Below are 25807 nucleotides of genomic sequence, written 5' to 3'. Positions count from 1 at the left end.
GTACCACCCAGGAGGCAGTCACCATGGACGTTGAGCCCTTCGGCCCAGGTTCGATGCACTGGGACACCGCCGGCGAATACCGCAACCTGCTCGTGGCCGGCAGCGCGCTGGTCCTCCAGACGATGCACCCGGCCGTCGGAGCCGCGGTCGCGGAGCATTCCACGTACAAGCACGACCCGTGGGGGAGGCTGGAGCGCACGCTCGCCTCCGTGCAGAAGTGGGTCTACGGCGGTGCGGACGGTCCCGCCGAGGGGCGGCGGCTCAGGGAGCTGCACAAGCCGATCAGCGGGGTGGACGAGCAGGGCAGGCACTACCACGCGCTGAACGGCGAGGCCTGGGCATGGGTGCACCTGTCGCTGTTCGAGCGGTTCATCGCGCTCAACCGGTACTTCGGCACCCCGTTCACCACGGCGCAGGAGCGGCGGCTGTACGCGGAGTCGCGGCAGCTCGGCGCCATCCTCCAGGTGCCCGAGCGGGAGATGCCCGCGGACCTGGAGGCGTTCTGGCGGTACTTCGACGAGATGGTGAGCCGCCGGCTGGAGGCGCATGCCACCGCGCTCGACGTGCTGACGGTGATGCGCGGCACGCCGGCGCCGCCCCGGCTGCCCGCTCCGCTGCGGCGGTTGTGGACGCCGGTGGGGGCGGGGGCGGGCGAGTTCAACTACTTCGTCACCGTCGGCACCCTGCCGCCTGCCGTGCGGGAGAAGCTGGGGTTGCGGTGGACCGCCAGGGAGGAGCGGCGGTTGCGGCATCTCGGGCATGCGGTGGCGATGGTGACGCCGCGGCTGCCCGAGCGTCTGCGGTACATGCCGATCGCGTATCACGCCAGGCGGGCCGCGCGGAGCTCGCGCCGCCGCCGGCTGGAACGCATGTCGGCCTAGAGCGCCCGATTCCCCGGGGAGGCGGGACGCGCTCCCCGGGGGTCACCGGTCGAGGATGTCGTGGACGCGGCGGGCGGCCTCGTCGAGCGTCGTCCGCAGCTCCTCCAGCTTCTCCGCGGTCAGGCGCGCGTCCGAGGCCTCCTCGCGGGCCCTGGCGACGAAGTCGGCGAGGAGCTCGCCCAGCTCGGCGTCGAGCGCGGCCCGGTTGGGCGAGGCGCCGCCGGGCGGGGGGCCGCCGAGCGTGGCCCAGACCTCCGACCAGATCCTGCGCCACTCCTTGCTGATCCGCTCGCCCTCGTCCTGCCAGTGGTAGGCATGCTCCATCCACTGCCGCTTCTGCTGATCACGCAGCCGCTTGAGATCCTCTTTCTGCTTGTCGCGCAGCCGCCTGGTGTCGTCGGCCGCTCCCGTGCGGACGTCCTTGGCCATCCGGGTCAGCTCGTCGCGCAGCGACTTGACCGTGTCGCGCACGTCCTCCTTGACCTCGCGGGCGATGTCGCGGACGGAGGCCGAGATCTCCTGTTCCAGGTCGTCGAGCTCGTCGAGCCGGGCGTTCAGCTCCTCGCGCCCCTTGTCGGTGATGGAGAACACCTTCTTGCCCTCGATCACCTCGTGCGTCACCAGGCCCTCCTCCTCCAGGCGGGCCAGGCGCGGGTAGATGGTGCCGGGAGAGGGCGAATAGACGCCGAGGAAGCGGTCCTGGAGCAGCCGGATGACCTCGTAGCCATGGCGCGGGCTCTCTTCCAGCAGCTTGAGCAGGTACAGCCGGAGCCGGCCGTGACCGAAGACAGGGCTCATTCCTTCTCCCCCTTGAGCAGCGTGACCTCGCCGGAGACCGTGATGGCCGACAGCGAGGCCATGCCGCCACCCAGCCGCCCCGACAGCGACTTCGCGCCGGGGCCGCTCGTGTTGGACAGTTCCTCGAACGTGCTGACCAGCCTGCCGGAGGTGGACCTGATGCTGACGTCCGCCTCCACGTTCTCAGGCAGCCTGACCAGGATGTCACCGGAAACGCTGTTGAACGTGACGTGGCCCGTCGGCCGCAGCGCGAGATCGGCCGTGATGCGGCCCGAGACGGTGTTGGCCTTCAGCCGGCGCGGGGTGCCGTCGGCCACGGTCAGGTCGCCCGAGATGCTGATGAACGACAGGTCGCCGTCCATGGCCCGGGTCTCGACGGCGCCCGAGACGGTGTTGGCGGCGACGTCGCCGCTGACCCCGTCCAGCACGACGTCCCCGGAGACGCTCTTGACGTGCGTCACCCTCTCGAACCCGGCCAGCACGGCGGGGGCGGACACCACGCCCGCCCTGACCTTGCAGGTCTTGGGCACGGCGATGGACAGCACCGACCTGTGCCTGTCGCGGCGCAGCCAGCCGAGCACGCCGTCCCAGGTGAGGTCGCGGTCGGCGATGGTGAGCGACCCGGTGGCCTCGTCGTAGGTCACGGTGAGTGGTGAGGCCGGCTCGATGTCGGCGATCTCCAGTGTCGGCGGGCCGTCGCTGGCCAGCACGTCCAGGCGGCCGGCCACGATGCGGACGTCCAGCGACTCGACCTCACCGAACGTCAGTTGTCCCGGCTCGTCGATGGTCCATTGCTGCATGCTCCCCGGCCTCTCTCCAGGCGACACCGATCCTCCACAAATCACGATATGTCGCGTCTCGCGGAAACTCAAGATGTATCGCGTTATTCGAGACTACGGCTTCCGTGAGGAAGCCGCGGCGGCGGTCAGTCGTCCTCGTCGTCGTCGAGGCGCGCCAGCCACGTGGCCAGCCGCTCGATCGGCGTCTCGAACTCGGGGTTGAGGTCGACGAACTCGCGCAGCCGCTCGCCCAGCCACAACAGGCTGACCTCCTCCTCGCCGCGCCGCTCGACCAGCTCCTCGATCCCCCGATCGGTGAAGTACATCGCTCTCCATTCACAGTTCCAGCAGGCACCCGGCCTGCACTTTAGCCTGCCTGAGCAGCAGTGAGCCCCCGGCCGCCGCGGTGGGCGGGCCGGGGGCTCGAAAGCCGGTGACTCAGCCGAAGATCTGGTGCAGGATCTCCTCGAGCTCGGTGTCGTGCGAGTTGTGCGACCCGGTCGCCGGCGAGCTGTTCGGCGTGCGCGACACGCGCCGGATGGCGCGGCCGTTCAGGGTCTGCGGGTCCTCGGCCAGCTTGAGGGTGAGGTACGGCCACGGGCCCATGTTGGCCGGCTCGTCCTGCGCCCAGATCAGCTCCACCTGGCCGCCGTACCGGGACAGCTCGGTGGCGAGCTCCTCGGACGGGAACGGGTAGAGCCGCTCCAGCCGGACGATCGCGACGTCGTCGCGGCCGGTCTTGTCGCGGTGCGCCGCCAGGTCGTAGTAGAGCCTGCCGGAGGTGAGCACCACCTTGGTGACCTTGGCCGGGTCGGCCGTCGAGTCGCCCAGGACCGGCTGGAAGGAGCCCGAGGTGAAGTCGGACGCCTTCGACGTGGCCGCCTTGTGGCGCAGCAGCGACTTGGGCGTGAAGACCACCAGCGGCTTGTGCCGCTCCGACTCCACCTGCCAGCGCAGCAGGTGGAAGTAGTTGGCCGGGGTGGTGGGCTGCGCGACCGTCATGTTGTCGAGCGCGCAGACCTGCAGGAACCGCTCGATGCGGGCGGAGGAGTGGTCGGGGCCCTGGCCCTCGTAGCCGTGCGGCAGCAGCAGCACGACCGAGGACTTCTGACCCCACTTCTGCTCGCCCGACGAGATGAACTCGTCGATGATCGTCTGGGCGCCGTTGACGAAGTCGCCGAACTGCGCCTCCCACAGGACCAGCGCGTCAGGGCGTACGACGCTGTAGCCGTACTCGAAGCCGAGCGCCGCGAACTCGCTGAGCAGCGAGTCGTAGACGTAGAACTTCGTGGTGCCCTGGTTGAAGGTCTTGAGCGGCGTGTGGTCGGCGCCGGTCATCCGGTCCACCAGGACGGCGTGGCGCTGGGTGAACGTGCCGCGCCGGGAGTCCTGGCCGACCAGGCGCACCGGGTGGCCGTCCATCAGCAGCGACCCGAACGCCAGCGTCTCGCCCATCGCCCAGTCGATCGCGTCCTGCTCGACCATCTGGCCGCGGCGCTGCAGCACCGGCGCCAGGCGCGGGTGCGGCGTGAAGCCCTCGGGGAGGTTGAGCTGGGTGTCGACGATGCGCTTGAGCGTCTCGTGGGTGATGCCGGTCGGCGTGTCGTCGTGCGACCACTTGACGACCTCGGTCGGGGGCACCCGCATCGCGGCCGCCTCGGCCGGCTTCTTGGCCGCCTCGCGGGTCTCGGTGAACGCCTGCTCCAGCTTGGCCTGGTAGTCGCGCAGCGCCTGCTCGGCCTCCTCGACCGTGATGTCGCCCCGGCCGATCAGCGCCTCGGTGTAGAGCTTGCGGGTCGAGCGCTTGGCGTCGATCAGGTCGTACATCAGCGGCTGGGTGAAGGCGGGGTTGTCGCCCTCGTTGTGGCCGCGGCGGCGGTAGCAGATGAGGTCGATGACGACGTCCTTGCGGAACGCCTGGCGGTACTCGTAGGCCAGCTCGCCCACGCGCACCACGGCCTCGGGGTCGTCGCCGTTGACGTGGAAGATCGGCGCCTGGATCATCCGCGCCACGTCGGTCGCGTAGACCGAGGAGCGGGACGAGGCGGGCGAGGTCGTGAAGCCGACCTGGTTGTTGACCACCACGTGCACGGTGCCGCCGGTGCGGTAGCCGCGCAGCTGCGACAGGTTGAGCGTCTCGGCCACGACGCCCTGGCCGGCGAAGGCCGCGTCACCGTGGACGAGCACGGGCAGGACGGTGAAGCCCTCCTCGCCGCGCTCCAGGAGGTCCTGCTTGGCGCGGACCACGCCCTCCAGGACCGGGTCGACCGCCTCCAGGTGGGAGGGGTTGGCCACGACGGAGGCGGTGATCGTCTTGCCGCTCGGCGCGGTGAACGTGCCGGTGGCGCCGAGGTGGTACTTCACGTCGCCCGAGCCGTGCGCCGTGCGCGGGTCGATGTTGCCCTCGAACTCGCCGAAGATCTGCGCGTAGGACTTGCCCACGATGTTGGCCAGCACGTTGAGCCGGCCGCGGTGGGCCATGCCGATGACGACCTCGTCGAGGTCCTCGTCGGCGGCGTCGCTGATCACCGAGTCGAGCAGCGGGATCAGGGACTCGCCGCCCTCCAGCGAGAAGCGCTTCTGCCCGACGAACTTGGTCTGCAGGAACGTCTCGAACGCCTCGGCGGTGTTGAGCCGGGACAGGATGTTGAGCTGCTCGTCGCGCTCGGGCGACTTGTGCGGCTTCTCCACCCGCGCCTGGATCCAGGCCCGCTCCTCGGGGTTCTGGATGTGCATGTACTCGATGCCGACCGTGCGGCAGTAGGAGTCGCGCAGCACGCCCAGGATGTCGCGCAGCTTCATCAGCGGCTTGCCGCCGAAGCCGCCGGTCGCGAACTCGCGCTCCAGGTCCCACAGCGTCAGGCCGTGCGACTGGATGTCGAGGTCGGGGTGCTTGCGCTGCTTGTACTCCAGCGGGTCGGTCTCGGCCATCAGGTGACCGCGTACGCGGTAGGCGTGGATCAGCTCGATCACGCGCGCGGACTTGGCCACGTCGTCGTCGTGGGTGGCCGAGATGTCCTGGATCCAGCGGACCGGCTCGTACGGGATCCGCAGCGCCTCGAAGATCTCGTCGTAGAAGCCGTCCTCGCCGAGCAGCAGCCGGTGGATCTGGCGCAGGAAGTCGCCCGACTGGGCACCCTGGATGATCCGGTGGTCGTAGGTGCTGGTCAGCGTCATGACCTTGGAGACGGCCAGGCGCGAGAGCGTGTCGGGGGAGGCCCCCTGGTACTCGGCCGGGTACTCCATCGCGCCGACGCCGATGATCGTGCCCTGGCCGGGCATCAGGCGCGGCACGGAGTGCACGGTGCCGATCGTGCCGGGGTTGGTCAGGGAGATCGTGGTGCCGGAGAAGTCGTCGACGCCGAGCTTGCCCGCGCGAGCCTTGCGCACGACCTCCTCGTAGGCCATCCAGAACTGCCGGAAGTCCATCTCCTCCGCGCCCTTGATCGAGGGCACGAGGAGCTGGCGCTCGCCGTTGCTCTTCTGGACGTCGATCGCCAGGCCGAAGCCGACGTGCTCGGGCTTGACGAGCGTCGGCTTGCCGTCGATCTCCGCGTAGGAGTAGTTCATCTCCGGCATGGCCTTCAGCGCCTTGACGATCGCGAAACCGATCAGGTGCGTGAAGGAGACCTTGCCGCCGCGGCCCCGCTTGAGGTGATTGTTGATCACGATGCGGTTGTCGATGAGCAGCTTGGCCGGGATGGCCCGGACGCTGGTCGCCGTCGGGACCGTCAGCGACAGGTCCATGTTGGCGGCCGTGCGAGCGGCGGCGCCGCGCAGCTTGACCTCCTCGGCGCCCTTGGGCACCGGGGTGGCCGGCTGCTTCGGCTTCTCAGCCGCCGGCGGTGTCTTGGCAGGGGCCTTGGGAGGCGCCTTGGGGGTCTGGGGAGGGGCGGGCGCGGTCACCGTGCCGTTCGCCGCCTCCCTGACCGGGGTTCGGCCCGGTCCGTAATCAGGGTTGTAGTCAGCGAAGAAGTTCCACCAGGCCTTGTCGACAGACTCGGGATCTTGGAGGTACTTCTGATACAGCTCGTCGACAAGCCACTCGTTCTGACCAAAGCTTGCCAGCGGGTTTGTCCGCGACGACTCAGACGACACGGCGGAAATCGCCCTCTTCCGCAGATCGGCGTTGATGTTAGAGAACCTGTCCAAGGCTACTCGCCCGGACTGGCAGCGCGCGCCGAAGGACCCGTGCCGCCTCGAACGATCCTCTCAGGACCGCGCAAAGAGGTCACGCCCGCCTCGTCAATCCGGGTGGTGTAGCGATTATTACTCTTTGGTATCAACGCCGCGGCAAGAGGTTTATTTCCCTCCGGACACCAACCGGCTTGCGATGCGCACCTCGGGGGACAACTCGGACAGAAGGTCTGAGAGCTCCTCGCCGGCCTGCTTGAGCTCCTCCAGGGACATGGGCTCCAGGCGCTCCAGGAGGAAGATCGCGTTGGTGGTCTCCTCGGTGAGGCGGGTCCGCACCACCTGGCGCCAGTTCCATCTCCTGCAGGTGACACCGATGTCGTCGCGCCAGATCACCTCGCCGGGCTCCGGCTGCCCGAGCGCCTCCTCCGACGCCTCGTCGCCGGTCGCGCGCACCAGGCGGGCCGGGCCCACGTACTTGTCGAGGTCCTCGCCGCCGATCGGCAGCGCGTGCTTGACGCTGATCGAGTTGTACGCGTCCACGACCTGGTTGATCTCCGGCAGCGGCATGCGCCGCGTCAGGGCGTCGACCGACGGGCGGGTCCGCTGCGGCTTGGCGCCGAACGCGCGGTAGGCGTCCTTCCACGCGTCGATCTTGTCCGTCTGCACCTCCACCGTGGCGGCGGCCTCCAGCCAGGCCCGGGAGCGGTCGTCGGTGGGGCCGTTGCGCAGGCCGTGCGCGGTCACGATGAGCACCGCGAAGTCGGGGCGCAGTGCGAGGACGGAGTCGTCCACCCAGATGTCGTCGAGCATCCCCACAGTCTAAGGAAGACGAAAACCGCAAAATTCACTTTGCAAAATTATCTTTGCGGTTTATCGTCGAGTGCATGGAGGAGCAGTACAAGATCAGTGATCCGCAGGTGCTCAAGGCGGTCACGCATCCGCTGCGGGCCCGCATGCTCGGCCTGCTCCGTGCCGACGGCCCGGCCACCGCGAGCGAGCTGGGGCGCAAGCTCGGCGAGAGCTCCGGCTCGACCAGCTACCACCTGCGCGAGCTGTTCAAGTACGGCTTCATCGAGGAGGACCCCGAGCAGCGTGACGGCCGCGAACGCCGCTGGCGGGCCCGGCACCGCTACACCTCGTGGAACAGCCGGGAGCTGTCCGGCACGGCCGAGGGGCGCGAGGCGGTCAAGGTCATGCGGCTGTGGCAGGCCGAGATCCTCGGGCAGGTCGTGCAGGAGTTCGACGAGTCCGAATGGTCCGCGGAGTGGGTGGAGACCGCCGGCATGAGCGACCACCTGGCCGAGCTGCCGCCTGCCGCGCTGGCCGAGTTCATGGCCCGTACCGAGGAGGTGCTGCGCGAGCTGGAGGCGCGCCACGCGGGCGCGTCCGACGCCGAACAGGTCCGGATCTGGGTGGGGGGATTCCCCCGCAAGCGGAGGGAGGAGCCGTGACCGCGCGATCGGCGTTACGGCGTTACATGCTCGTCAGCTTCCTGACCTGGCTGCCACCCGGGATCATGATGGCGACCATGGTCCTGCTGATGACCGGGCGGGGCCTCGGCCTGGCCCAGATCGGGCTGGTGGTGACCGTGTACTCGGTCGTGACCGTCGGCCTGGAACTGCCGACGGGCGGCCTGGCCGACGTCGTCGGCCGGCGCGTGGTGCTGGCGGCCTCGGCCGCGTTCACCGTGGCGGGGCTGGTGCTGATGAGCGTGTCCACCACGTTCTGGATGTTCGTGCTGAGCGGGGTGTTCAAGGGTGTCGCGCGGGCGCTGTCCAGCGGCCCCGCCACCTCCTGGTACGTCGACACGCTGCACGGCGTCGAGGGGCAGGCGGCCGACCTCAAGCCCGGCCTGGCCAGGGGCGGCGCGATGGAGTCCGTGGCGCTGTGCGCGGGCGTGCTGGCGGGTGGCGCCCTGCCGCTCCTGGTGCCTGCCTCGCTGATGTTCCCGCTGGCCGCGCCGCCCCTGGTGGGTGCGGTGGCGGCGCTGGTCCTGCTGGTCGTGGTGCTGTTCGCGCTGCCGGAGCCGGCCCACGAGCGCCGCTCGCTGCGGGGCGTGCTGCGCGAGGTGCCCGCCACCGTGATCGGCGGTGTCCGGCTGGCGCTGGGCGGCGCCGTGCTGCGCAGGCTCATGCTCGCCGCCGCCGCGTCGGGCATGGTGCTGATGAGCATCGAGCTGCTCACGCCCGGCCGGCTGGCCGAGCTGGCCGGCGCGGCGGAGGAGGGCAGCCTGGCCTACGCCGTGGTGGCGGCGCTCGGGTTCGCGGGCAGCGCGATGGGCAGCGCGCTGGCGCCCGGGGCCGCGCGCCTGGCGGGCGGGTCGGCCAGGGGCGCGATCGCGGGCACGGCGCTGACCGCGCTCTCCGTCGGGGCGCTGGCCGCGACGGCGGACGTGGACGGCCTGCCCGGGATGCTGAGCGCCGGGCTCGCCTACGTCACGCTCTTCGTCGGCGGCGCGGTGACGGCCGTGTTGTGCCTGGAGATCACGCACCGGGCGGTCACCGCCGCCGAGCGCACCACGGTCACCTCGACGAGCTCGCTGTCCCTGCAGTCCGGCGGCATCGTGGCCAACCTCACGCTCGGCTCCCTGGCCGCCCAGGCGGGCCTCGCCGCCGCCTGGAGTGTCGGAGCCGTGCTGATGCTGGCCTCCGCGCTGCTGTTCGTGCGGATGCCGGCGCCTACAGGCTCCAGTCCAGCTCGGGTCCTACCGGCACGATCCGGCTCGGGTTGATGTTGGTCTGGGTGACGTAGTAGTGGCGCTTGATCTGGTCGAAGTCGGTGGTCTCGTGGAAGGCCGGGATCGAGTGGAGGCGGCGCGCGTACGCCCACAGCGCCGGATAGTCCGTCAGCCGCCGCACCGAGCACTTGAAGTGCGCGTAGTACACGGAGTCGAACCTGGCCAGAGTGGTGTAGAGGCGAACGTCGCTGTCGGTGAGCGTGTCGAAGAGGAACTCCGACTCGGCCAGGCGCACCTCCAGGAAGTCGAGGGTGGTGAACACCCGCGCCACCGCCTCCTCGTAGACCTGCTGGTCACGGGAGAAGCCCGCCTCGTAGACCGCGTTGTTGAGCCCGTGGTAGAGGCGGTCGTTCATGATGTCGATGTCGGGACGCAGGCGTTCCGGATAGAGGTTGGGCGAGGTGCCCCACGACGTCTCCAGATCGAGGGTGATCTGCGGGAAGTCGTTGGTGACGATGCGCTCGTCCCTGGTGTCCCAGACGCACGGGACGGTGTAGCGGCCCGTGTAGCCCGGCTCGGTGGCGTGGTAGAGATCGGACAGGTACTCCGGGTCGCCGCCGGGGACGCGCCAGCCCTTCTCGTCGCGGATGGGATCGACGATCGTGACGTCCAGCAGGTCCTCCAGGCCCAGGAGCTTGCGTACGATCAGCACGCGCTGTGCCCACGGGCAGGCGTAGGACGCGTAGACCCGGTAGCGGCCGGGCTCGGGAGGGCCGAGCCGATCCGTGAAACGGTTCGGCTGCCGGACGAAGCGGCCATCATCTGAGATCTCGCGGCTCAGCTTCATGCCCCAAGTAGAACATGATTCGGACGCAGAACTATATTCGGGTCTGTGGCTAAATTTGTGGTGACCCCGGCCAACCCGGCACAGCGGGAGGCGTGGGTCGGCGGGACGATCCCCGACGTCGAGCGGGTGCGTCCCGGCCTGTGGTCCATCCCGGTCCCGATCCCGATCAACCCTCTCCGGTACGTGCTGGTCTACGCCCTGGAACTGCCCGACGGCGTGGCGATCATCGACGCCGGGTGGAACACCGACGAGGCCTACGACGCGCTCGTGGCGGGCCTGGGCGTGGCCGGCTACGCGATCACCGACGTCAAGGGCGTGCTGGTCACCCACATCCACCCCGACCACTACGGCCTGGCGGGCCGCGTCAGGGAGAGCTCCGGCGCCTGGATCGCGCTCCATCCCGCGGACGCCCGCCTGGTCCGCGAGCGTTACGACGACGAGGCCATCGACTCCCTCGTCCAGCGCGAGCGGGCGCTGCTGCGCCGCTGCGGCGTGCCCGACCTGACCCTGGACGAGCTGGCCGGCGCCTCCATGATGATCAGGCACATGGTCTCCATGGCCAGGCCGGACCGGCTGGTCGAGGACGGCGACGACCTCGACCTGCCCGGATGGGACCTGCGGGCCGTCTGGACGCCCGGCCACTCGCCCGGTCACCTGTGCTTCGTCTCTCCGGAGCGCAAGGTGCTGTTCTCCGGTGACCACGTCCTGGCGAAGATCACGCCCATCGTGGCCGTGCACCCCCAGTCGGGACCGAACCCGCTGGCCGACTACCTCGACTCGCTGGACGCCGTGCGCAAGCTGGAGGTGGAGGAGGTGCTGCCCGCGCACGAGTACCGGTTCCTGGAGCTGGCCGAGCGGGTGGACACCGTGATGGCGCACCACGACGCCCGCCTGGCCGAGATCGAGCAGGTGGTGGGCGCGGCCGGCGGCGCCGCCTGCTGGGACGTGGCCACCCGGCTGACGTGGTCGCGGCCGTGGGAGACGATCCCGCCGTTCATGCGGCGCTCGGCCAACAACGAGACGCTGGCGCACCTGGCGTGGCTGGAGGCGAAGGGCCGCCTGGTCAGGGAGACGGGCGAGCCCGAGCTGTGGCGCCTGCCCTGACCTACCGGTAGGCCAGGCGGCGCAGCAGGACCTCGGCGGGCCCCCGGTGGCCCGCCCTGCGCATGAGCTCGGCCAGGCCGAGGGACACCACTCAGGTGCCCGCGGCCACCGCCGTGGCGCCGGTGAGCCCCAGGTCGTCCTGGAGCGCGAGCCCGTACGGGTAGAAGACCAGCACGAACACCACGGACTGGAACAGATACAGGCTCATCGAGCGCTGGCCGAGCGCCTGCACGGCGGTCGTGAAGGCGTTCGGCCGCCGGCCCGCCGGGATCGCGACCAGGCCGATGACCGCGGCCATGCCGATCCCGCCCGCGTACCCGGTGAGCGGCTGCGCGAGCGCCGCGCCCCACAGCGCGCCCGCCGGCGGCGCGGCCCAGGCCCCGAGCTGGATCAGGATGGCGGGAAGCGCTCCGAGCACGGACAGCGTCAGGGTGACGATCGCGGCCCTGCGCAGGAACGCGCGGCTGCCCGCCGGGTCGTCCAGCAGCCGCCGCCGTGCCGCCCACACGCCGGCGAGCACGCCGGGCACGACCATGATGACCCCGGTGACCAGGGCGGCTGGCCACACCTGGAGCCGTTCGGCGAGCAGCTCCCAGAAGCCGCCGGCCCCGGCCGAGATGCTGTCCGCGCCGTAGGGCGTGCCGTCGTTCGCCAGCGGGTACCACAGGGCGACGCCGCTCATGGCCGTCGCCGGGACCAGGAAGACGCCCGCCGTCCACAGCAGGGTGGCGTCCTTGGCGCGCAGCATGCCGACGAGCAGCACGGCGCTGAGCCCGTACGCGGCCAGGATGTCGATGGGCGCGAACACCGCCATGTTGGAAGACGTTGATCGCGCCGTTGACCACGGGGTTTCCGCGGTCGAGGGCGAGCGCGAACAGCGGCGCGTGCGCGAAGGCGATGGCCAGCAGCATGAACCCGCGGGCCAGGTCGGGGGCCGGGACCCGGCGGGAGGTGTCAAGAGGGGCGTATGCCGGGCTTGAGCTGTTTGCCACGTGATCAACCGTAATGACGGGGGTTGTCGGTTCCGAACCCAACCCGAGCCATGGATAGTCTGCAACGGAACTATCTGCTAGTGTCCTACCTGTTCCAACGCCCCACACCTCAGGAGAGGTCACATGTCCACGCGCGCCCTCATCGTCGACCCGTCCGCACCTGGCGGCATCGGCTTCGGCAACCTCGCAGACCCCGTCGCCGCCCCCGGGCAACTGCTGGTCGACGTGCTGCACGCCTCGCTCAACTACGCCGACATCAACGACGCCACCTCCGGGCGCGTCCCGGTCGGAGCGCCGCTGGGCCTGGACGCGGCCGGGGTCGTGCTGCGGGAGGCGGCGGACGGCTCCGGCCCCGCCGCCGGGACGCGGGTCGTGCTCTTCGCGCAGGGCGTCTTCGCCGAGCGGGTGGCCGTCGACGTGTCGGCGGTGGCCGAGGTGCCCGACGGTGTCGGGCTGGCCGAGGCGGCGGCGCTGCCCACCGCCGGGCTGGCCGCCCTTCGCTCGCTGCGGGCCGCCGGGGTCGCCCCCGGCAAGCGGGTGCTGGTGACCGGCGCCTCGGGCGGCGTCGGACGGTACGCCGTGCAATTCGGCGCCCGCGCGGGGGCGCACGTCATCGCCTCGGTCGGCGCGCCGGAGCGGGGGGAGGGGCTGGCCGGCGCAGGCGCCCACGAGGTGGTCGTGGGCCTGGACGACGTCAAGGAGCCCGTGGACATCGTCGTGGAGGCGGTCGGCGGGCCCCATCTGGTCAGGGCGTGGGAGCTGCTCGCGCCCGGCGGCAGCCTCCAGTCCGTCGGCTGGACCTCGGGCAAGCCGGCCGTCTTCCCGCCGTACGCGACGGTCGGGCCGCGCAAGACGCTCATGTCGTACGTCAACGAGTTCGGCGCCGCCAGCGACCTGGCCGAGCTGGTCCGGCTCGCGGCCGAGGGCGTCCTGGTGCCCGAGATCGGCTGGCGGGACTCCTGGGAGCGCTTCGCCGAGGCGGCCGACGCGCTGCGCGGCCGGCGCGTGCGGGGGAAGGCGGTCTTCGACCTCGGGCCCCAGGGGTAGGGCTGGAGCGGGCGGGGCGGTTATCGTAGCCGTACTAGAATGTTGTTCTCCTCGCCTGGGAGGTTCGATGCTTCGGTTCGATGACAGGGTCGCGATCATCACGGGGGCCGGGCACGGCCTGGGCAGGTCGCACGCGCTCCTGCTGGCCGAGCGGGGGGCCAAGGTCGTCGTCAACGACCTCGGCGGCGCGCTCGACGGCACGGGCGCCTCGGCGGGTCCCGCGGCCGAGGTGGCCGACCTCATCACGAAGAACGGCGGCCAGGCCGTGGCCAACGCCGACAACGTCGCCACCCCCGAGGGCGCCAAGGCCCTCGTCCAGGCGGCGGTGGACGCGTTCGGCACGGTCGACATCGTCGTCAACAACGCGGGCATCCTGCGCGACAAGTCGTTCGGGAAGATGACGGTCGAGGAGTTCGACGCGGTGCTGGCCGTGCACGTACGCGGCTCCTACCTCGTCAGCCAGGCCGCGTACCCGCTGATGAAGGCGGCCGGCTACGGCCGCGTCGTGAACACCTCCAGCCCCGCCGGCCTGTTCGGCAACTTCGGCCAGGCCAACTACTCCACCGCGAAGATGGGCCTGGTCGGCCTGACCAAGACGCTCGGCATCGAGGGTGCCCGCAACGGCATCAAGGCCAACGCGATCGCGCCCGTCGCGTGGACGCGGATGACCGAGGCGCTGCTGCCGGCCGAGTTCGAGGCCAAGTTCACGCCGGAGCGGGTCAGCGCGCTGGTGGCCTACCTCGTGCACGAGTCGTGCGAGGCCAGCGGCGAGGTGTTCACGGTCGGGGGCGGCAAGGTGGCGCGGGTGTTCGTGGCCGAGGGGCCGGGATGGAAGGCCGACGACCTGACGCCCGAGGCGATCGCGGGCAACTGGGAGGCGGTGATGGCCGAGCAGCCGTACGTGCTGACGGCGGCCGACTCCATGAAGGCCATGCTCTGACCGACGAAAGGTGAAGCGCCGGTCCCCGGGCAGAGGGGGGCCGGCGCTTTCGCGTTCTAGGACAAATGGGGCGATAAGCGGGCTTTGTTCGATCTCCGGCGGAAGTTGGGGGAGTTTGGTCGATCCCCGCTCTTGATTTGCCCCATCGGTGATCTTATTGTCGCGGCATGACCCCCCAGCCGGGCTCCGCCGGCGACGTGCTGACGTTGATCAGCGCGGGCTCCGCGACGACCCGTTCCGATCTGGCGAGGCTGACCGGCCTGGCCAGGTCCACGATCTCCCAGCGCGTGGACGCGCTGATCGAGCGTGGCCTGGTCGAGGAGACCGAGAGCGGCGAGTCCACCGGCGGCCGCCCTCCGCGCCAGCTCCGCCTGCACACCGAGGACCACGCCTTCGCCGGCGTGGACCTGGGCGCCACGCACTGCCGGGTCGCGCTCATGGACATCTCGGGCAACGTGCTGGCCGAGTGCGAGGACGCCCTGCTGATCGGCGAGGGCCCCGAGAAGGTGCTCGCCCACGTGGACCAGCGGCTCGACCAGCTGCTCGACCGGGTGGGCCGGCCCAGGAGCGCCCTGCGGGCGGTCGGGATCGGGGTGCCGGGGCCGGTGGAGTTCGCCACCGGCCGGCCGAACAACCCGCCGATCATGCCCGGCTGGAACGACTACCCCGTCCCCGACTACTTCGAGGGCGTCGAGGTCCTGGTGGACAACGACGTCAACGTGATGGCACTGGGCGAGCACCGGGAGGCCTTCGCCGACACCAGGCACCTGCTGTTCGTCAAGGTCGGCACCGGCATCGGCTGCGGCATCATGGCCGAGGGCAAGCTGCACAGGGGCGCGCAGGGCTCGGCGGGCGACATCGGCCACATCCGGGTCAGCGGTCACGAGGACGCCGGCTGCCGGTGCGGCAACAGCGCCTGCCTGGAGGCCGTGGCCGGCGGGGCGGCCATCGCGCGGCGGCTGACCGAGCTGGGCCTGGCGGCCGAGACGGGCGCCGACGTGGTGGCGCTCGTCCAGTCGGGCAACACCCAGGCGCTGCGCCTGGTCAGGGAGGCCGGCCGGCTCATCGGCGAGGTGCTGGCCAGCCTGGTCAACTTCTTCAACCCCGAGGTCATCGTGATCGGCGGCGCGCTGTCGCGGGTGCACGAGCACCTGCTGGCAGGGATCAGGGAGACGGTCTACCGCAGGTCGCTCCCGCTGGCCACGCACCACCTGTCGATCACGCCGAGCCGTACGGGGATCAACGCCGCCGCGCTCGGCGCCGGGATCCTCGCCATCGAGCACTACCTGTCACCGGACAACATCAACCGCATAGTCAACGCCTGATAGGACGCCTGATGCTGGTCATGAAGGGCATCGTCAAGCAGTTCCCCGGCGTGCGCGCGCTGGACGGGGTCGATCTGGACGTACGGGCGGGCGAGGTGCACTGCCTGCTCGGCCAGAACGGCGCCGGCAAATCCACTTTGATCAAGGTACTGGCCGGAGTCCACCAGCCGGACGAGGGCACGATCTCGTTCAACGGGACCGAGGTGCGCCCCGGCAGCCCCATCGACGCCATCAAGCTCGGCTTCGCCACCATCTACCAGGAGCTCGACCTGGTCGACGGCCTCAGCGTGGCCGAGAACATCTTCCTCGGCCACGAGCACGCCCGCCTCGGCTTCGTGAACAGGGCCGCCGGCCGGCGGGCCGCCCGCGAGGTGCTGGAGCGCCTGGGGCACCCGGAGATCCGGCCTGCGGCGGAGGTGGGGCGGCTGTCCCCGGCGGCCAAGCAGGTCGTCTCGATGGCCCGCGCGCTCTCCCACGAGGCCCGCCTGATCATCATGGACGAGCCGTCGGCCGCGCTCGCCCACGACGAGGTGGCCAACCTCTTCCGCATCATCCGCGAGCTCACCGCCCAGGGCGTGGCCGTGGTCTACATCTCGCACCGCCTGGAGGAGATCCGCGAGATCGGCGACCGCGTCACGGTGCTGAAGGACGGCCGCACGGTCGCGGTCGGCCTGCCCGCCCGCGACACACCCACCACGCAAATCGTTTCGCTCATGACGGGCAGGAACGTCGAGTACGTCTTCCCGCCCAGGGGCGGGCGCGAGCTCGGCGATGAGGTGCTCCGCGTCGAGGGCCTGTCCTCGCCGGGCCTGTTCAAGGACGTCTCGTTCGCCGTGCGCGCGGGCGAGATCGTCGGCCTGGCCGGGCTCGTCGGCTCGGGCCGCTCGGAGATCCTGGAGGCCGTGTACGGCGCCCGCCCCGCCACGGGCCGCGTCCTGCTCGACGGCCGCCCGGTACGCCGCGGCGTGGTCGGCACGGTCAGGGGCGGCATGGGCCTGGCCCCCGAGGAACGCAAGGCCCAGGCCCTGCTCCTCGACCAGAGCGTCACGGCCAACATCACGCTGGGCACCCTGCCGGGCTTCGCCAGGTTCGGCTGGATCGACCGCAAGCGGGAGCGGAGCGAGGCCAGGCGGCTGTCGGAGATGCTGAGCATCCGCCCACCCGACCCCGAACGCCCGATCAGGACCCTCTCGGGCGGCAACCAGCAGAAGGCCGTGCTCGCCCGCTGGCTGCTCGGCGGGCGCAAGCTGCTGCTGCTCGACGAGCCCACCCGCGGCGTGGACGTGGGAGCCAGGGCCGAGCTGTACGCGGTCATCCACGACCTGGCCAAGCAGGGCATCGGCGTGCTGCTGGTTTCCAGCGAGGTGCCCGAGGTGCTGGGCCTGGCCGATCGCGTGCTGGTGCTGCGTGAAGGGACCGTGATCCACGAGGGAGAGGCGACCGAGCTGGACGAGCACCGCGTACTGGACATGATCATGAATGGGAGGGCGGCCTGATGGGCGAGCCCACGACGAAGGCGGCGCCGGCTCTGCCGTCGATCCGCGGGGTCAGCGAGATGCGCCATCTCGGCCTGCTCGGCGCGCTGGCGCTGCTGGTCGTCGTCGGCCTGATCACCCGCCCCGAGAACTTCCTGACCACCTCCAACCTGGTCAGCATCCTGTCGCTGGCCGCCACGATCGGCGTGATCACGGTCGGCGCCACGTTCGTGATCATCGGCGGGGGCATCGACCTGTCGGTGGGCGCGGTCATGGCGCTGGCCAGCGTGTGGGCCACGACCCTGGCCACGCAGTCGTACGGGCCGGTCGTCATGGTGATCTGCGCGATCCTCGTCGGCACCGGAGCGGGGCTGGTCAACGGCTTACTGATCGCCTACGGGCGGCTGGTGCCGTTCATCGCCACGCTGGCCATGCTGGTGGCCGCCCGAGGGCTCGCGCAGCGCATGTCGGACCGCAAGACGCAGCTCATCGGGGCGGACAACACGGCCCTCGTGGACCTGTCGACCACGCGGCTGCTCGGCATCCCGCTGCTGGTCTACATCTTCGCGCTGGTCGTGGTGCTCGGCTGGATCGTGCTCAACCGCACGACGTTCGGGCGGCGCACGTACGCGGTCGGCGGCAACCCCGAGGCGGCCCGCCTGGCCGGCATCGACGTACGCAGGCACACCATGCTGCTGTACGCGCTGTCGGGCCTGTGCTGCGGCATCGCGGCCATCCTGATCATGGCCCGCACCACCACGGGTTCGTCCACCCACGGCGACCTGTACGAGCTCGACGCCATCGCCGCCGTGATCATCGGCGGCACGCTGCTCACCGGCGGCCGCGGCACGATCGTGGGCTCGATCCTGGGCCTGCTGATCTTCACCCTCATCACCAACCTGTTCATCCTCAACGGGCTCAACACCAGCGACCAGCTGATCGCCAAGGGCCTGATCATTGTCGTCGCCGTCCTTCTCCAGCGGCGGAATCTGAAGGAGAGAGCACCATGAGTGACAACGTCGCGCGCCGGGGATTCCTCATCGGCGGACTCGGCGGAGCTGCGCTGTTAGCGGCGGGTTGCACCAGCAACGAGCCCGCCGCGAGCCCCACCAGCGCCGCCCCGGCGCCCGCCCCGGCGGCCAGCGGCAACGACCAGCCGGGCACCAAGGTGACGATCGGCTTCTCCGCGCCCGCGGCCGACCACGGCTGGATCGCGGCCATCGCCAAGAACGCCGAGGCCACCGCGAAGCAGTACACCGACATCGACTTCAAGCCGGTCGAGCCGACCAACGACATCAACCAGCAGATCTCCGCGGTCGAGTCGCTGATCGCGGCCAAGGTGAGCGCGCTGGTCATCCTGCCCAACGACGGCCAGCAGCTCAACCAGGTCGCGCTGCAGGCCACCGCGGCCGGCATCCCGGTCGTCAACCTCGACCGGATCTTCCCCGACAAGCTGGCCTACCGCTCGTGGATCGGCGGCGACAACTACGGCATGGGCGTGGCCGCCGGGCACTACATCGGCAAGCAGCTCAAGGACAAGGGCGTGTCGAACCCGGTGATCGTCGAGATCCAGGGCATCGCCACGCTGCCGCTGACGCAGGACCGCAGCAAGGGCTTCGCCGACGCGCTGAAGTCGTACGGGTTCAGCGTCACGGCCAAGCAGGACGCGCAGTTCACCGTCGAGACCGGCAACGAGGTGGCCACGTCGCTGCTGCAGGCGCACAAGAAGATCGACGCGCTCTGGAACCACGACGACGACCAGGGCGTCGGCGTGCTGGCCGCGATCAAGGAGGCCAGCCGCAACGAGTTCATCATGGTCGGCGGCGCCGGCTCGCTGAACGCGATGCGCGAGATCCAGTCGGGCAGCTCCGTGCTGCAGGCCACGGTCACCTACTCGCCGACCATGGCCTCCTCGGCGATCAAGCTGGCGCGTCTGATAGCACAGGGGAAGGGCATGAGTGATCTGGTGGAGAACCAGGTTCCCCAGTCCATCACGCTCGCGTCCGAGACCATTACCAAGGAGAACGTCGAGAAGTACCTGGCACTCGGCTTCGAATCCTGATCCTGATCGGGGGTTGCATGTCAGACAGAACCACCATCGGCGTGGGCATGGTCGGCTACGCCTTCATGGGCCGCGTCCACTCCCAGGCCTGGCGCAGCGTCGGGGCGTTCTTCGACCTGCCGCTCGCGCCCCGCATGGCGGTGCTCGCGGGCCGGTCGAAGGAACGTACCGAGGCGGCCGCGGCACAACTCGGCTGGGCCGACATCGAGACGGACTGGAGAGAGCTGGTCAAGCGCGACGACGTGCAGATCGTCGACATCTGCACGCCCGGTGACTCCCACGCGGAGATCGCCATCGCCGCGTTGCAGGCCGGCAAGCACGTGATCTGCGAGAAACCGCTGGCCAACACCGTCGCCGAGGCCGAGGCCATGGTGGCGGCGGCAGCCGCCGCGCAGGGCAAGAGCATGGTGGCCTTCAACTACCGGCGGGTGCCCGCGATCGCGCTCGCCCGCCGGTACGTCGAGGAGGGCCGGATCGGCGAGATCAGGCACGTGCGGGCGCAGTACCTGCAGGACTGGATCGTCGACCCCGAGTTCCCGCTGGTCTGGCGGCTGCAGAAGGACAAGGCCGGATCGGGCGCGCTCGGCGACATCGGCGCGCACATCGTGGACGCCGCCCAGTTCATCACCGGCCAGAACGTGGTGGGCGTGTCGGCGCTGACCGAGACGTTCATCAAGGAGCGCCCCCTGGCGAGCGAGTCGGCCGGCCTCGGGGCCACCGGGTCCGCCGCCAGGGGCGAGGTGACCGTGGACGACGCGGCCCTGTTCATCGGCCGGATGTCGGGCGGCGCGGTGGCCTCGTTCGAGGCGACCCGCTTCGCCAACGGGCGCAAGAACGCGATGCGCATCGAGCTCAACGGCTCGCTCGGCAGCCTGGCCTTCGACTTCGAGGCCATGAACGAGCTGTGGTTCAGCGCCGGAGGCGGCGGGTTCGAGCGCATCCTGGTCACCGAGCCCGACCACCCGTACGTCGGCGCCTGGTGGCCGCCCGGCCACGGCCTCGGCTACGAGCACACCTTCACCCACGAGATCAAGGACTTCCTGGAGGCGGTCGCCACCGGCGCCGACCCCTCGCCGTCGTTCGCCGACGGCCTGCGGGTGCAGCGGGTGCTGGAGGCGGTCGAGCGCAGCGCGGCTGACGGCAGCCGCTACACGAACGTGGAGGACTGATGCGACCAGTCACGCTGTTCACCGGACAGTGGGCCGATCTGCCGTTCGAGGAGGTGTGCAGGCTGGCGGCCGAATGGGGTTACGACGGCCTGGAGATCGCCTGCTCGGGCGACCACTTCGACGTGGCCCAGGCCGTGGCGGACCCCTCGTACGTGGAGCAGAAGCGGGCCCAGCTCGACAAGCACGGCCTGAAGGTGTGGACGATCTCCAACCACCTCGTCGGCCAGGCCATCTGCGACCACCCCATCGACGAGCGCCACAAGGCCATCCTCCCGGCCCGCATCTGGGGCAACGGCGACCCCGAGTCGGTGCGCCAGGCCGCGGCCGAGGACATGAAGAACACCGCCCGCGCCGCGGCGCTGCTCGGCGTGGACACCGTGGTCGGCTTCACGGGCTCGTCGATCTGGCACACGGTGGCGATGTTCCCGCCGGTGCCGGCGTCCATGGTCGACGCCGGCTACCAGGACTTCGCCGACCGCTGGAACCCCATCCTCGACGTCTTCGACGAGGTGGGCGTGCGCTTCGCCCACGAGGTGCACCCGAGCGAGATCGCCTACGACTACCACACCACCGTGCGCACGCTGGAGGCCATCGGCCACCGGCCGGCGTTCGGGCTGAACTGGGACCCGTCCCACATGGTGTGGCAGGACCTCGACCCGGTCGGGTTCATCCTCGACTTCAAGGACCGCATCTATCACGTGGACTGCAAGGACACGCGGATGCGGGTCGGCGACGGCCGCAGGGGCCGCCTGTCGTCGCACCTGCCGTGGGCCGACATGCGCAGGGGCTGGGACTTCGTCTCGACGGGACGCGGCGACGTGCCGTGGGAGGACTGCTTCCGCGCCCTCAACTCGATCGGGTACGAAGGCCCCATCTCGATCGAGTGGGAGGACGCCGGGATGGACCGGCTCGACGGGGCGAAGGAGGCGCTGGCCTACATCCGCAAGCTGAACTCCATCACCCCGCCGACGACGGCCTTCGACGCCGCCTTCTCCACGACCTGACTCGCGCCGCGCGGCGCCCCGCCCCGGCTAAGGGCGCCGCGCGGCCGCCACGGTGATGGCGGTGACCAGGGCGAAAGCGGTCACGGCCGTGAGCGTGCGGAGGTTGTGGAACGTCTCCCACCGGGTGAGGACGTCCGCGTACCCGGCCTCGGGCGTGCCGGCGGCCCACCGCCTGATGTGCGCGTGCAGCGGGATGTTGCCGAGGACCGTGATCAGCAGCGTGGTCACCGCCAGCGCGGCGGCGCCGCCGGCCAGCCCTCTGGCCGGGCCGCGGGAGACGACCGCCAGGGCGATCGTGCTCAGGATCGCCAGCGCCATCCCCGTCTGCATGACGGGCTCGTTGACGCTCATCATCGCCGTGTGGAAGGTCAGGCGCACCTGCAGGGGCACGGCATCGAAGGTCGGCACGACGTTGGCCGCGCCGTAGCCGAACGCGCCCGCGAGCAGGCCGGTGACCAGCGTCGCGAAACCTCGCACGTGTCCGGCCCGGGGGATGGTCTTCTCCATGGCCGTGATCGTCCCTCCCCGGGCCCGGCGCGGTCGTCCTTCCCGGGGGGGCCTCCGCGCGTACTACGGCGGGCGTAGAAGGACCGGCCTGTAAGCCGGGGGATGCAGGCGCATCCTCCTCCAAAGCATGGGGGAGGATGCGCCGGCGGCGCCGTCAGTCCATCAGGACGATCTGGCGCAGCACCTCGCCGCCCTTCAGCGCCGCGACCGCGTCGTTCAGGTCGGTCAGGCGGATGCGGGAGCTGATCATCGACTCCAGGTCCAGCAGGCCGGCCTTGTGCAGCTTGGCGAAGTAGGGGAAGTCGTGCCGCACGTCGGCCTCGCCGTACAGGCTGGACAGCAGGTTCTTGCCCTCGAACAGCAGGCTGAAGGCGGAGATCGAGACCATGTCGTCCATCGCGCCCGCCCCGACGACGATGACGTCGCCGCCCTGCCTGGCGAGCTGCCAGGTGCTCTGGATCGTGGCGGACTTGCCGACCACCTCGAAGGCGTAGTCGAAGCCGCCGCCGCCGGTGAGCTCGTTCAGCGCGTCGGGGACCTGCTCGGGCGTCACCGCGTGAGTGGCGCCGACCTTCCTGGCCAGCTCGTGCTTGGACGCCAGCGGGTCCACCGCGAGGATCGTCCTGGCGCCGGAGACCCGCGCGCCCTGGATGACGGCCAGGCCGACACCGCCGCAGCCGACCACCGCGACCGTGGAGCCGGGGCGTACCTTCGCGGTGTTGAGCGCGGCCCCTACGCCGGTCGTGATGCCGCAGCCGATCAGGGCCGCCGCCTCCCACGACACGTCGTCGTCGATCTTGATCGCGCCCTGCCAGGGCACGACGATCTCCTCGGCCCAGGTGCCGCACCCGGCCATCCCGAACACCGTCGAGCCGTCGCCGAGCCGGAAGTTGCCCTTGCTGAAGGACTCGATGACGTACTTCATGCACAGGAACGGCTGGCCGCCCACGCACAGCTCGCACTCCTGGCAGGCCGGGCGCCAGCTGATCACGACGTGGTCGCCCGGCCTGACCGACGTGACGTGCTCGCCCACCTCGACCACCTCACCCGCGCCCTCGTGGCCGAGGATGAGCGGCACGGGCTGGGGCAGCACGCCGGTCATGGCCGACAGGTCGGAGTGGCAGACGCCCGTCGCCCTGATCCGGACGCGCACGTCGGCCGGCCCGACGGGGGCCAGGGTGACGTCGTCACGGATGTCGAGCTTGTCGTTGCCTACGGCGTGCAGGATCGCGGCGCGCATGGGGGTTCCTCCTCGTTGCCTGCGGGCTATTCCTCGAGGGACAGAGCGGCTTTCGGGCAGGACCTGACCGCGTGGCGGACACGGTCCTGCATCTCGGGGGGTGGTTCTGGCAGCAGGATGTGCAGCTGGTCGTCGTCGTCCACCTCGAACACTTCCGGCGCGAGCCCCATGCACACGGCGTTGGCCTCGCAGACCAGCTCGTCCACCTTGACCTTCATCAGAGCCTCCTGTGGTCCCATGAGACCACTTTCGTGCGCTCGACGACGTACGCAACCCGCTTGGCGCCGGTTTTCTCCACGTACGGGAGCAGCAGCTCGTCGGGTACGCCCGGAGTCATCCGGCGGGCGATCGCCAGGCCGATGGCCATGACCCGGTCGCGGTCGTCCACCTGCACGGCCTTGCCGTACACGAGGACGCCGCGCAGCTCGTCGTAGTCGTCGCCGGCTTCGACGAGGCAGCTCACCCGCGGGTCGCGGGTCAGGTTGCGGGTCTTCTGCGCCTTGGCGTAGGTCCAGAAGGAGATCCGGCCCTCGTCCAGGCCGTAGAACATGGTGACGAGGTGGGGGGTGCCGTCCGGGTTGATGGTCGCGAGCTGCAGCTTGCGCGAGCCCTCCAGGAAGGCGGTGACCTCGTCGTCCGACATGGCGATGCGAGCGCGCTGATTCACGCTGCCAAGTAGAACAGGTTGCAGATCGGCCCTGCAAGGGCCGTTTGGAATGTTATTCGGTTCGGCTAGGGTGCATGCCTATGACGATGCCGTCAGAGCTGCTTTACGCGGCGAAGCACGCCAAGGGATTCATGCCGCCCGACGAGGGGCTGGCCCTGTTCGAGACAGCCTGCCGGTACGGCAAGCTCGGACCCATCTGCGAGATCGGCACCTACTGCGGCAAGTCGGCCGTCTACCTCGGCGCGGCGGCCCGGCAGAGCGGGTCCGTGGTCGTCACGGTGGACCACCACCGGGGCTCGGAGGAGATCCAGCCGGGCTGGGCGCACCACGACCCGACCCTGGTGGATCCCCGGTTCGGGAAGATGGACTCGCTGCCGACGTTCCGGGCCACGATCGCCTCCGCGGGCCTGGAGGAGGAGGTGATCGCGGTCGTCGGGAGGTCGGAGCGGGTCGCCGGGCTCTGGAACACGCCGCTGGGCATGCTGTTCATCGACGGCGGTCACTCCGAGGAGCCCGTGACCCGCGACTACGAGGGCTGGGCGCCGCACGTGATGGCGGGCGGGGCGCTGGTCTTCCACGACGTCTTCCCCGACCCGGCCGACGGGGGGCAGGCGCCGTACCGGGTGTACCGGCGGGCGCTGGACTCCGGCGCGTTCGAAGAGGTGGCGGTCACGGGGTCGATGCGCGTCCTGGAGCGCGTCGGGCCCGGTATCTGATCAGTTCACCAGGACGATCTTGCCGCGGGCGTGGCGGCTCTCGCTGAGCTCGTGCGCGGCGGCGGCCTCGGTGAGCGGGAACGCCGCCGCGACCGGCACCCGCAACCGGCCCTGCGCGGCCAGCTCGACCGCGATGCCGAGACCGTGCGGCGCCAGCGGGTCGGCGGCGGACCCGACGGCCGCCGCGGCGTCGTCTCCCGCCACGCCGTGTGACATGTGCACGCCGTGGGCAGCCGCGGCGGGGTCGGGCGCGATGGTGACCAAGCGCGCCGGGTCGCCCGCGATGGCGCAGGAGGTTGCGGTACGCGACGCGCTCGGCGGCCGTCAGGCTGTCACTGCCCGTCCGCCAGGGCGTCAGTAGCGGTGGCGGCGGGTCCAGGAGCCGCGGGTCTGCGACTGCCAGCGCTGGAAGTCCTCGTGCGTGTGCGCCTCATGGCCGAGCGCGATCAGCGCCCGGTCGGTCCACGAGGCCGCCTCCTCCGGATCGGCGCCCGCCAGGATCGGCGCCGCCTGCGCCGCGTGCTCGGGCAGTTCTCCCGAGCGCAGCCGCGCCGCCACCGCGAAGGCGCACCCCTGTGCCAGGTACGCCCGGAAACCGTCCGCCCCGGCCCGCTCGGTCAGCCACCACAGCTCGTCGGCCTCGGCACCGCCCGTGTACGCCGCCGCGAACCCGACCCCGCTCCACAGGTCGGCCCGCCGCGGGATCGCGTACCCGCCGATCCTGGCGGAGACGTCGTCGGGCGCGCCGCACTCGTGGTACCAGAGCAGCCGCCCCAGCCCCTGGTCGAACACCGCGCAGTGCGCCCTGGTGAGCAGGTCGGGCATCGTGCGCTCGCCCACCATGCGGTCGGCCCTGGACAGGCTCCACTGGAAGCCGAACCCGTCCACGGCCAGCCACCGCAGCAGCGGGTGGGCCCGCCGCGCGCCCCACACCGGGCGCAGCCGCAGCAGCGCGTACGCGCGGCCGGCGCCGAGGTAGGCGGCGTGGCGGTGATGCTGGGCGGGGCCGGCCAGTAGCTCGTGAAGGCGCCGGCCCCGGGTCAGGGTGAGCAGGTCGAGCATCGTGCAGGCGGCGGCGGCCCCCTCGTAGGCGAAGGGCCGCTGGGCCTGCGGGATCTCCTCGACCTTCTCGACTTCTCGTGACATCACCGCGTTGTAGCCGAACACGTACGAACGCTCGGACTTGGTGAAGACCGTCCGCGAAGCTCCGCCCCTGTGCCGGAACCTGCGCCGGCTCAGATCGGACTCCAGCGGATCCTTGGCCAGCAACCGCCGCAGGCCGCTGGCCGCGGAGAGTGTCGGCTCGGTCCTCGCCTGGTCCAAGAACGATGGTGTGCCCGTGTCGCCCACGCTTCCCCCGAAGACGCCTCGTACGTCACTCAGAAGCTAGTAAGCCCGCTGAGCGACCCATCGGCGGCGCACCGGCCCGTACGGGCAAAG

General features: G+C 70.6%; 25 protein-coding genes and 1 pseudogene. 13 read left to right on the top strand and 13 right to left on the bottom strand.

Going from position 1 to position 25807, the window contains the following annotated elements; genetic code table 11:
• Positions 1-23 precede the first annotated feature (23 nt).
• Positions 24-881: an oxygenase MpaB family protein gene (locus ACBJ32_RS29180; RefSeq protein ID WP_357871806.1), complete on the top strand. Its 858-nt coding sequence runs from the start codon at positions 24-26 to the stop codon at positions 879-881.
• Positions 882-923: 42 nt separating this feature from the next.
• Here ACBJ32_RS29180 and ACBJ32_RS29175 read toward each other — a convergent pair whose 3' ends face one another.
• From ACBJ32_RS29175 to ACBJ32_RS29155, 5 genes are all read right to left on the bottom strand, one after another.
• Positions 924-1679 (bottom strand): PadR family transcriptional regulator, encoded by a 756-nt coding sequence (locus tag ACBJ32_RS29175; RefSeq protein WP_357871809.1) that lies wholly within the window; start codon positions 1677-1679, stop codon positions 924-926.
• Positions 1676-2479 carry a DUF4097 domain-containing protein gene (locus ACBJ32_RS29170; RefSeq protein WP_375129395.1) on the bottom strand — a complete coding sequence of 268 codons (804 nt, stop codon included), beginning with the start codon at positions 2477-2479 and terminating at the stop codon, positions 1676-1678. The genes ACBJ32_RS29175 and ACBJ32_RS29170 overlap by 4 nt, the downstream gene beginning before the upstream one ends.
• 125 nt (positions 2480-2604) lie before the next feature.
• A complete protein-coding gene (locus ACBJ32_RS29165) occupies positions 2605-2784 on the bottom strand; it encodes a DUF6104 family protein (protein WP_080045373.1) in 180 nt (59 codons plus the stop codon).
• Between the two features lie 112 nt (positions 2785-2896).
• Positions 2897-6556 (bottom strand): multifunctional oxoglutarate decarboxylase/oxoglutarate dehydrogenase thiamine pyrophosphate-binding subunit/dihydrolipoyllysine-residue succinyltransferase subunit, encoded by a 3660-nt coding sequence (locus ACBJ32_RS29160; protein ID WP_357871814.1) that lies wholly within the window; start codon positions 6554-6556, stop codon positions 2897-2899.
• A 204-nt stretch (positions 6557-6760) separates the two neighbouring features.
• Positions 6761-7405, bottom strand: coding sequence for a B3/4 domain-containing protein (locus ACBJ32_RS29155; protein ID WP_375129394.1), 645 nt, complete (start codon positions 7403-7405; stop codon positions 6761-6763).
• 74 nt (positions 7406-7479) lie between these two features.
• On the opposite strand from ACBJ32_RS29155, the gene ACBJ32_RS29150 reads away from it, so the two are divergent.
• Positions 7480-8046 (top strand): helix-turn-helix domain-containing protein, encoded by a 567-nt coding sequence (locus ACBJ32_RS29150; protein WP_357871819.1) that lies wholly within the window; start codon positions 7480-7482, stop codon positions 8044-8046.
• Positions 8043-9326 carry an MFS transporter gene (locus tag ACBJ32_RS29145; protein WP_375129393.1) on the top strand — a complete coding sequence of 428 codons (1284 nt, stop codon included), beginning with the start codon at positions 8043-8045 and terminating at the stop codon, positions 9324-9326. The genes ACBJ32_RS29150 and ACBJ32_RS29145 overlap by 4 nt, the downstream gene beginning before the upstream one ends.
• On the opposite strand, the gene ACBJ32_RS29140 is transcribed toward ACBJ32_RS29145, so the two are convergent.
• A complete protein-coding gene (locus ACBJ32_RS29140; protein WP_375129392.1) occupies positions 9274-10119 on the bottom strand; it encodes a glutathione S-transferase family protein in 846 nt (281 codons plus the stop codon). The genes ACBJ32_RS29145 and ACBJ32_RS29140 overlap by 53 nt on opposite strands.
• 45 nt (positions 10120-10164) lie before the next feature.
• Here ACBJ32_RS29140 and ACBJ32_RS29135 point away from each other — a divergent pair, with 45 nt between their 5' ends.
• Positions 10165-11223 carry an MBL fold metallo-hydrolase gene (locus ACBJ32_RS29135; RefSeq protein ID WP_375129391.1) on the top strand — a complete coding sequence of 353 codons (1059 nt, stop codon included), beginning with the start codon at positions 10165-10167 and terminating at the stop codon, positions 11221-11223.
• Between the two features lie 91 nt (positions 11224-11314).
• On the opposite strand, the gene ACBJ32_RS29130 is transcribed toward ACBJ32_RS29135, so the two are convergent.
• On the bottom strand, positions 11315-12037 hold the full coding sequence (locus tag ACBJ32_RS29130) for a DUF418 domain-containing protein (protein ID WP_375129390.1): 723 nt from the start codon (positions 12035-12037) through the stop codon (positions 11315-11317).
• 301 nt (positions 12038-12338) lie between these two features.
• Between ACBJ32_RS29130 and ACBJ32_RS29125 the strand changes: the two genes are divergently transcribed.
• The 8 genes from ACBJ32_RS29125 (at position 12339) to ACBJ32_RS29090 (ending at position 21237) form a co-directional block, all read left to right on the top strand.
• A complete protein-coding gene (locus ACBJ32_RS29125; RefSeq protein ID WP_375129389.1) occupies positions 12339-13262 on the top strand; it encodes a zinc-binding dehydrogenase in 924 nt (307 codons plus the stop codon).
• A 67-nt stretch (positions 13263-13329) separates the two neighbouring features.
• Entirely contained in the window at positions 13330-14202 is an 873-nt protein-coding gene (locus ACBJ32_RS29120) for an SDR family NAD(P)-dependent oxidoreductase (RefSeq protein WP_357871833.1), read from the top strand.
• Positions 14203-14369: 167 nt separating this feature from the next.
• Entirely contained in the window at positions 14370-15527 is a 1158-nt protein-coding gene (locus ACBJ32_RS29115) for an ROK family transcriptional regulator (protein ID WP_375129388.1), read from the top strand.
• Between the two features lie 11 nt (positions 15528-15538).
• On the top strand, positions 15539-17023 hold the full coding sequence (locus ACBJ32_RS29110; protein WP_375129387.1) for a sugar ABC transporter ATP-binding protein: 1485 nt from the start codon (positions 15539-15541) through the stop codon (positions 17021-17023).
• A complete protein-coding gene (locus ACBJ32_RS29105; RefSeq protein ID WP_357871842.1) occupies positions 17023-18012 on the top strand; it encodes an ABC transporter permease in 990 nt (329 codons plus the stop codon). The genes ACBJ32_RS29110 and ACBJ32_RS29105 overlap by 1 nt, the downstream gene beginning before the upstream one ends.
• Entirely contained in the window at positions 18009-19064 is a 1056-nt protein-coding gene (locus ACBJ32_RS29100) for an ABC transporter substrate-binding protein (RefSeq protein ID WP_357871844.1), read from the top strand. The genes ACBJ32_RS29105 and ACBJ32_RS29100 overlap by 4 nt, the downstream gene beginning before the upstream one ends.
• A 17-nt stretch (positions 19065-19081) precedes the next feature.
• Positions 19082-20233, top strand: a complete 1152-nt coding sequence (locus ACBJ32_RS29095) for a Gfo/Idh/MocA family oxidoreductase (RefSeq protein ID WP_357871847.1) — start codon at positions 19082-19084, stop codon at positions 20231-20233.
• Positions 20230-21237, top strand: coding sequence for a sugar phosphate isomerase/epimerase family protein (locus ACBJ32_RS29090; RefSeq protein ID WP_357873047.1), 1008 nt, complete (start codon positions 20230-20232; stop codon positions 21235-21237). Before ACBJ32_RS29095 ends, ACBJ32_RS29090 begins: the two co-directional genes overlap by 4 nt.
• 27 nt (positions 21238-21264) lie before the next feature.
• Here ACBJ32_RS29090 and ACBJ32_RS29085 read toward each other — a convergent pair whose 3' ends face one another.
• The 4 genes from ACBJ32_RS29085 to ACBJ32_RS29070 form a co-directional block, all read right to left on the bottom strand.
• Entirely contained in the window at positions 21265-21744 is a 480-nt protein-coding gene (locus ACBJ32_RS29085) for an anthrone oxygenase family protein (protein ID WP_375129386.1), read from the bottom strand.
• 154 nt (positions 21745-21898) lie between these two features.
• Positions 21899-22984, bottom strand: a complete 1086-nt coding sequence (locus ACBJ32_RS29080; RefSeq protein WP_375129385.1) for a zinc-binding dehydrogenase — start codon at positions 22982-22984, stop codon at positions 21899-21901.
• 26 nt (positions 22985-23010) lie between these two features.
• On the bottom strand, positions 23011-23202 hold the full coding sequence (locus ACBJ32_RS29075; RefSeq protein WP_225269183.1) for a ferredoxin: 192 nt from the start codon (positions 23200-23202) through the stop codon (positions 23011-23013).
• The gene (locus tag ACBJ32_RS29070; RefSeq protein ID WP_357871851.1) at positions 23202-23651 is read right to left on the bottom strand and encodes a pyridoxamine 5'-phosphate oxidase family protein; all 450 of its coding nucleotides are present in this window, start codon (positions 23649-23651) and stop codon (positions 23202-23204) included. Before ACBJ32_RS29070 ends, ACBJ32_RS29075 begins: the two co-directional genes overlap by 1 nt.
• 74 nt (positions 23652-23725) lie before the next feature.
• Here ACBJ32_RS29070 and ACBJ32_RS29065 point away from each other — a divergent pair, with 74 nt between their 5' ends.
• Entirely contained in the window at positions 23726-24367 is a 642-nt protein-coding gene (locus ACBJ32_RS29065) for a class I SAM-dependent methyltransferase (RefSeq protein ID WP_357871854.1), read from the top strand.
• Here ACBJ32_RS29065 and ACBJ32_RS29060 read toward each other — a convergent pair.
• Both ACBJ32_RS29060 and ACBJ32_RS29055 read right to left on the bottom strand, forming a co-directional pair.
• Positions 24368-24655 (bottom strand): annotated as a pseudogene (locus ACBJ32_RS29060) (zinc-binding dehydrogenase); the annotation flags it as partial.
• Positions 24656-24721: 66 nt separating this feature from the next.
• Complete coding sequence (locus ACBJ32_RS29055; protein ID WP_375129384.1) at positions 24722-25690, bottom strand: DUF1702 family protein; 969 nt, start codon at positions 25688-25690, stop codon at positions 24722-24724.
• Between the last annotated feature and the right edge of the window lie 117 nt (positions 25691-25807).

Origin of the sequence: Nonomuraea sp. GTA35 (assembly GCF_041950525.1) — a bacterium.
Taxonomy (GTDB): Bacteria; Actinomycetota; Actinomycetes; order Streptosporangiales; family Streptosporangiaceae; genus Nonomuraea.
Note: the sequence above shows the minus strand (reverse complement) of the source record. Positions and strands in the feature narration are given on the sequence as shown.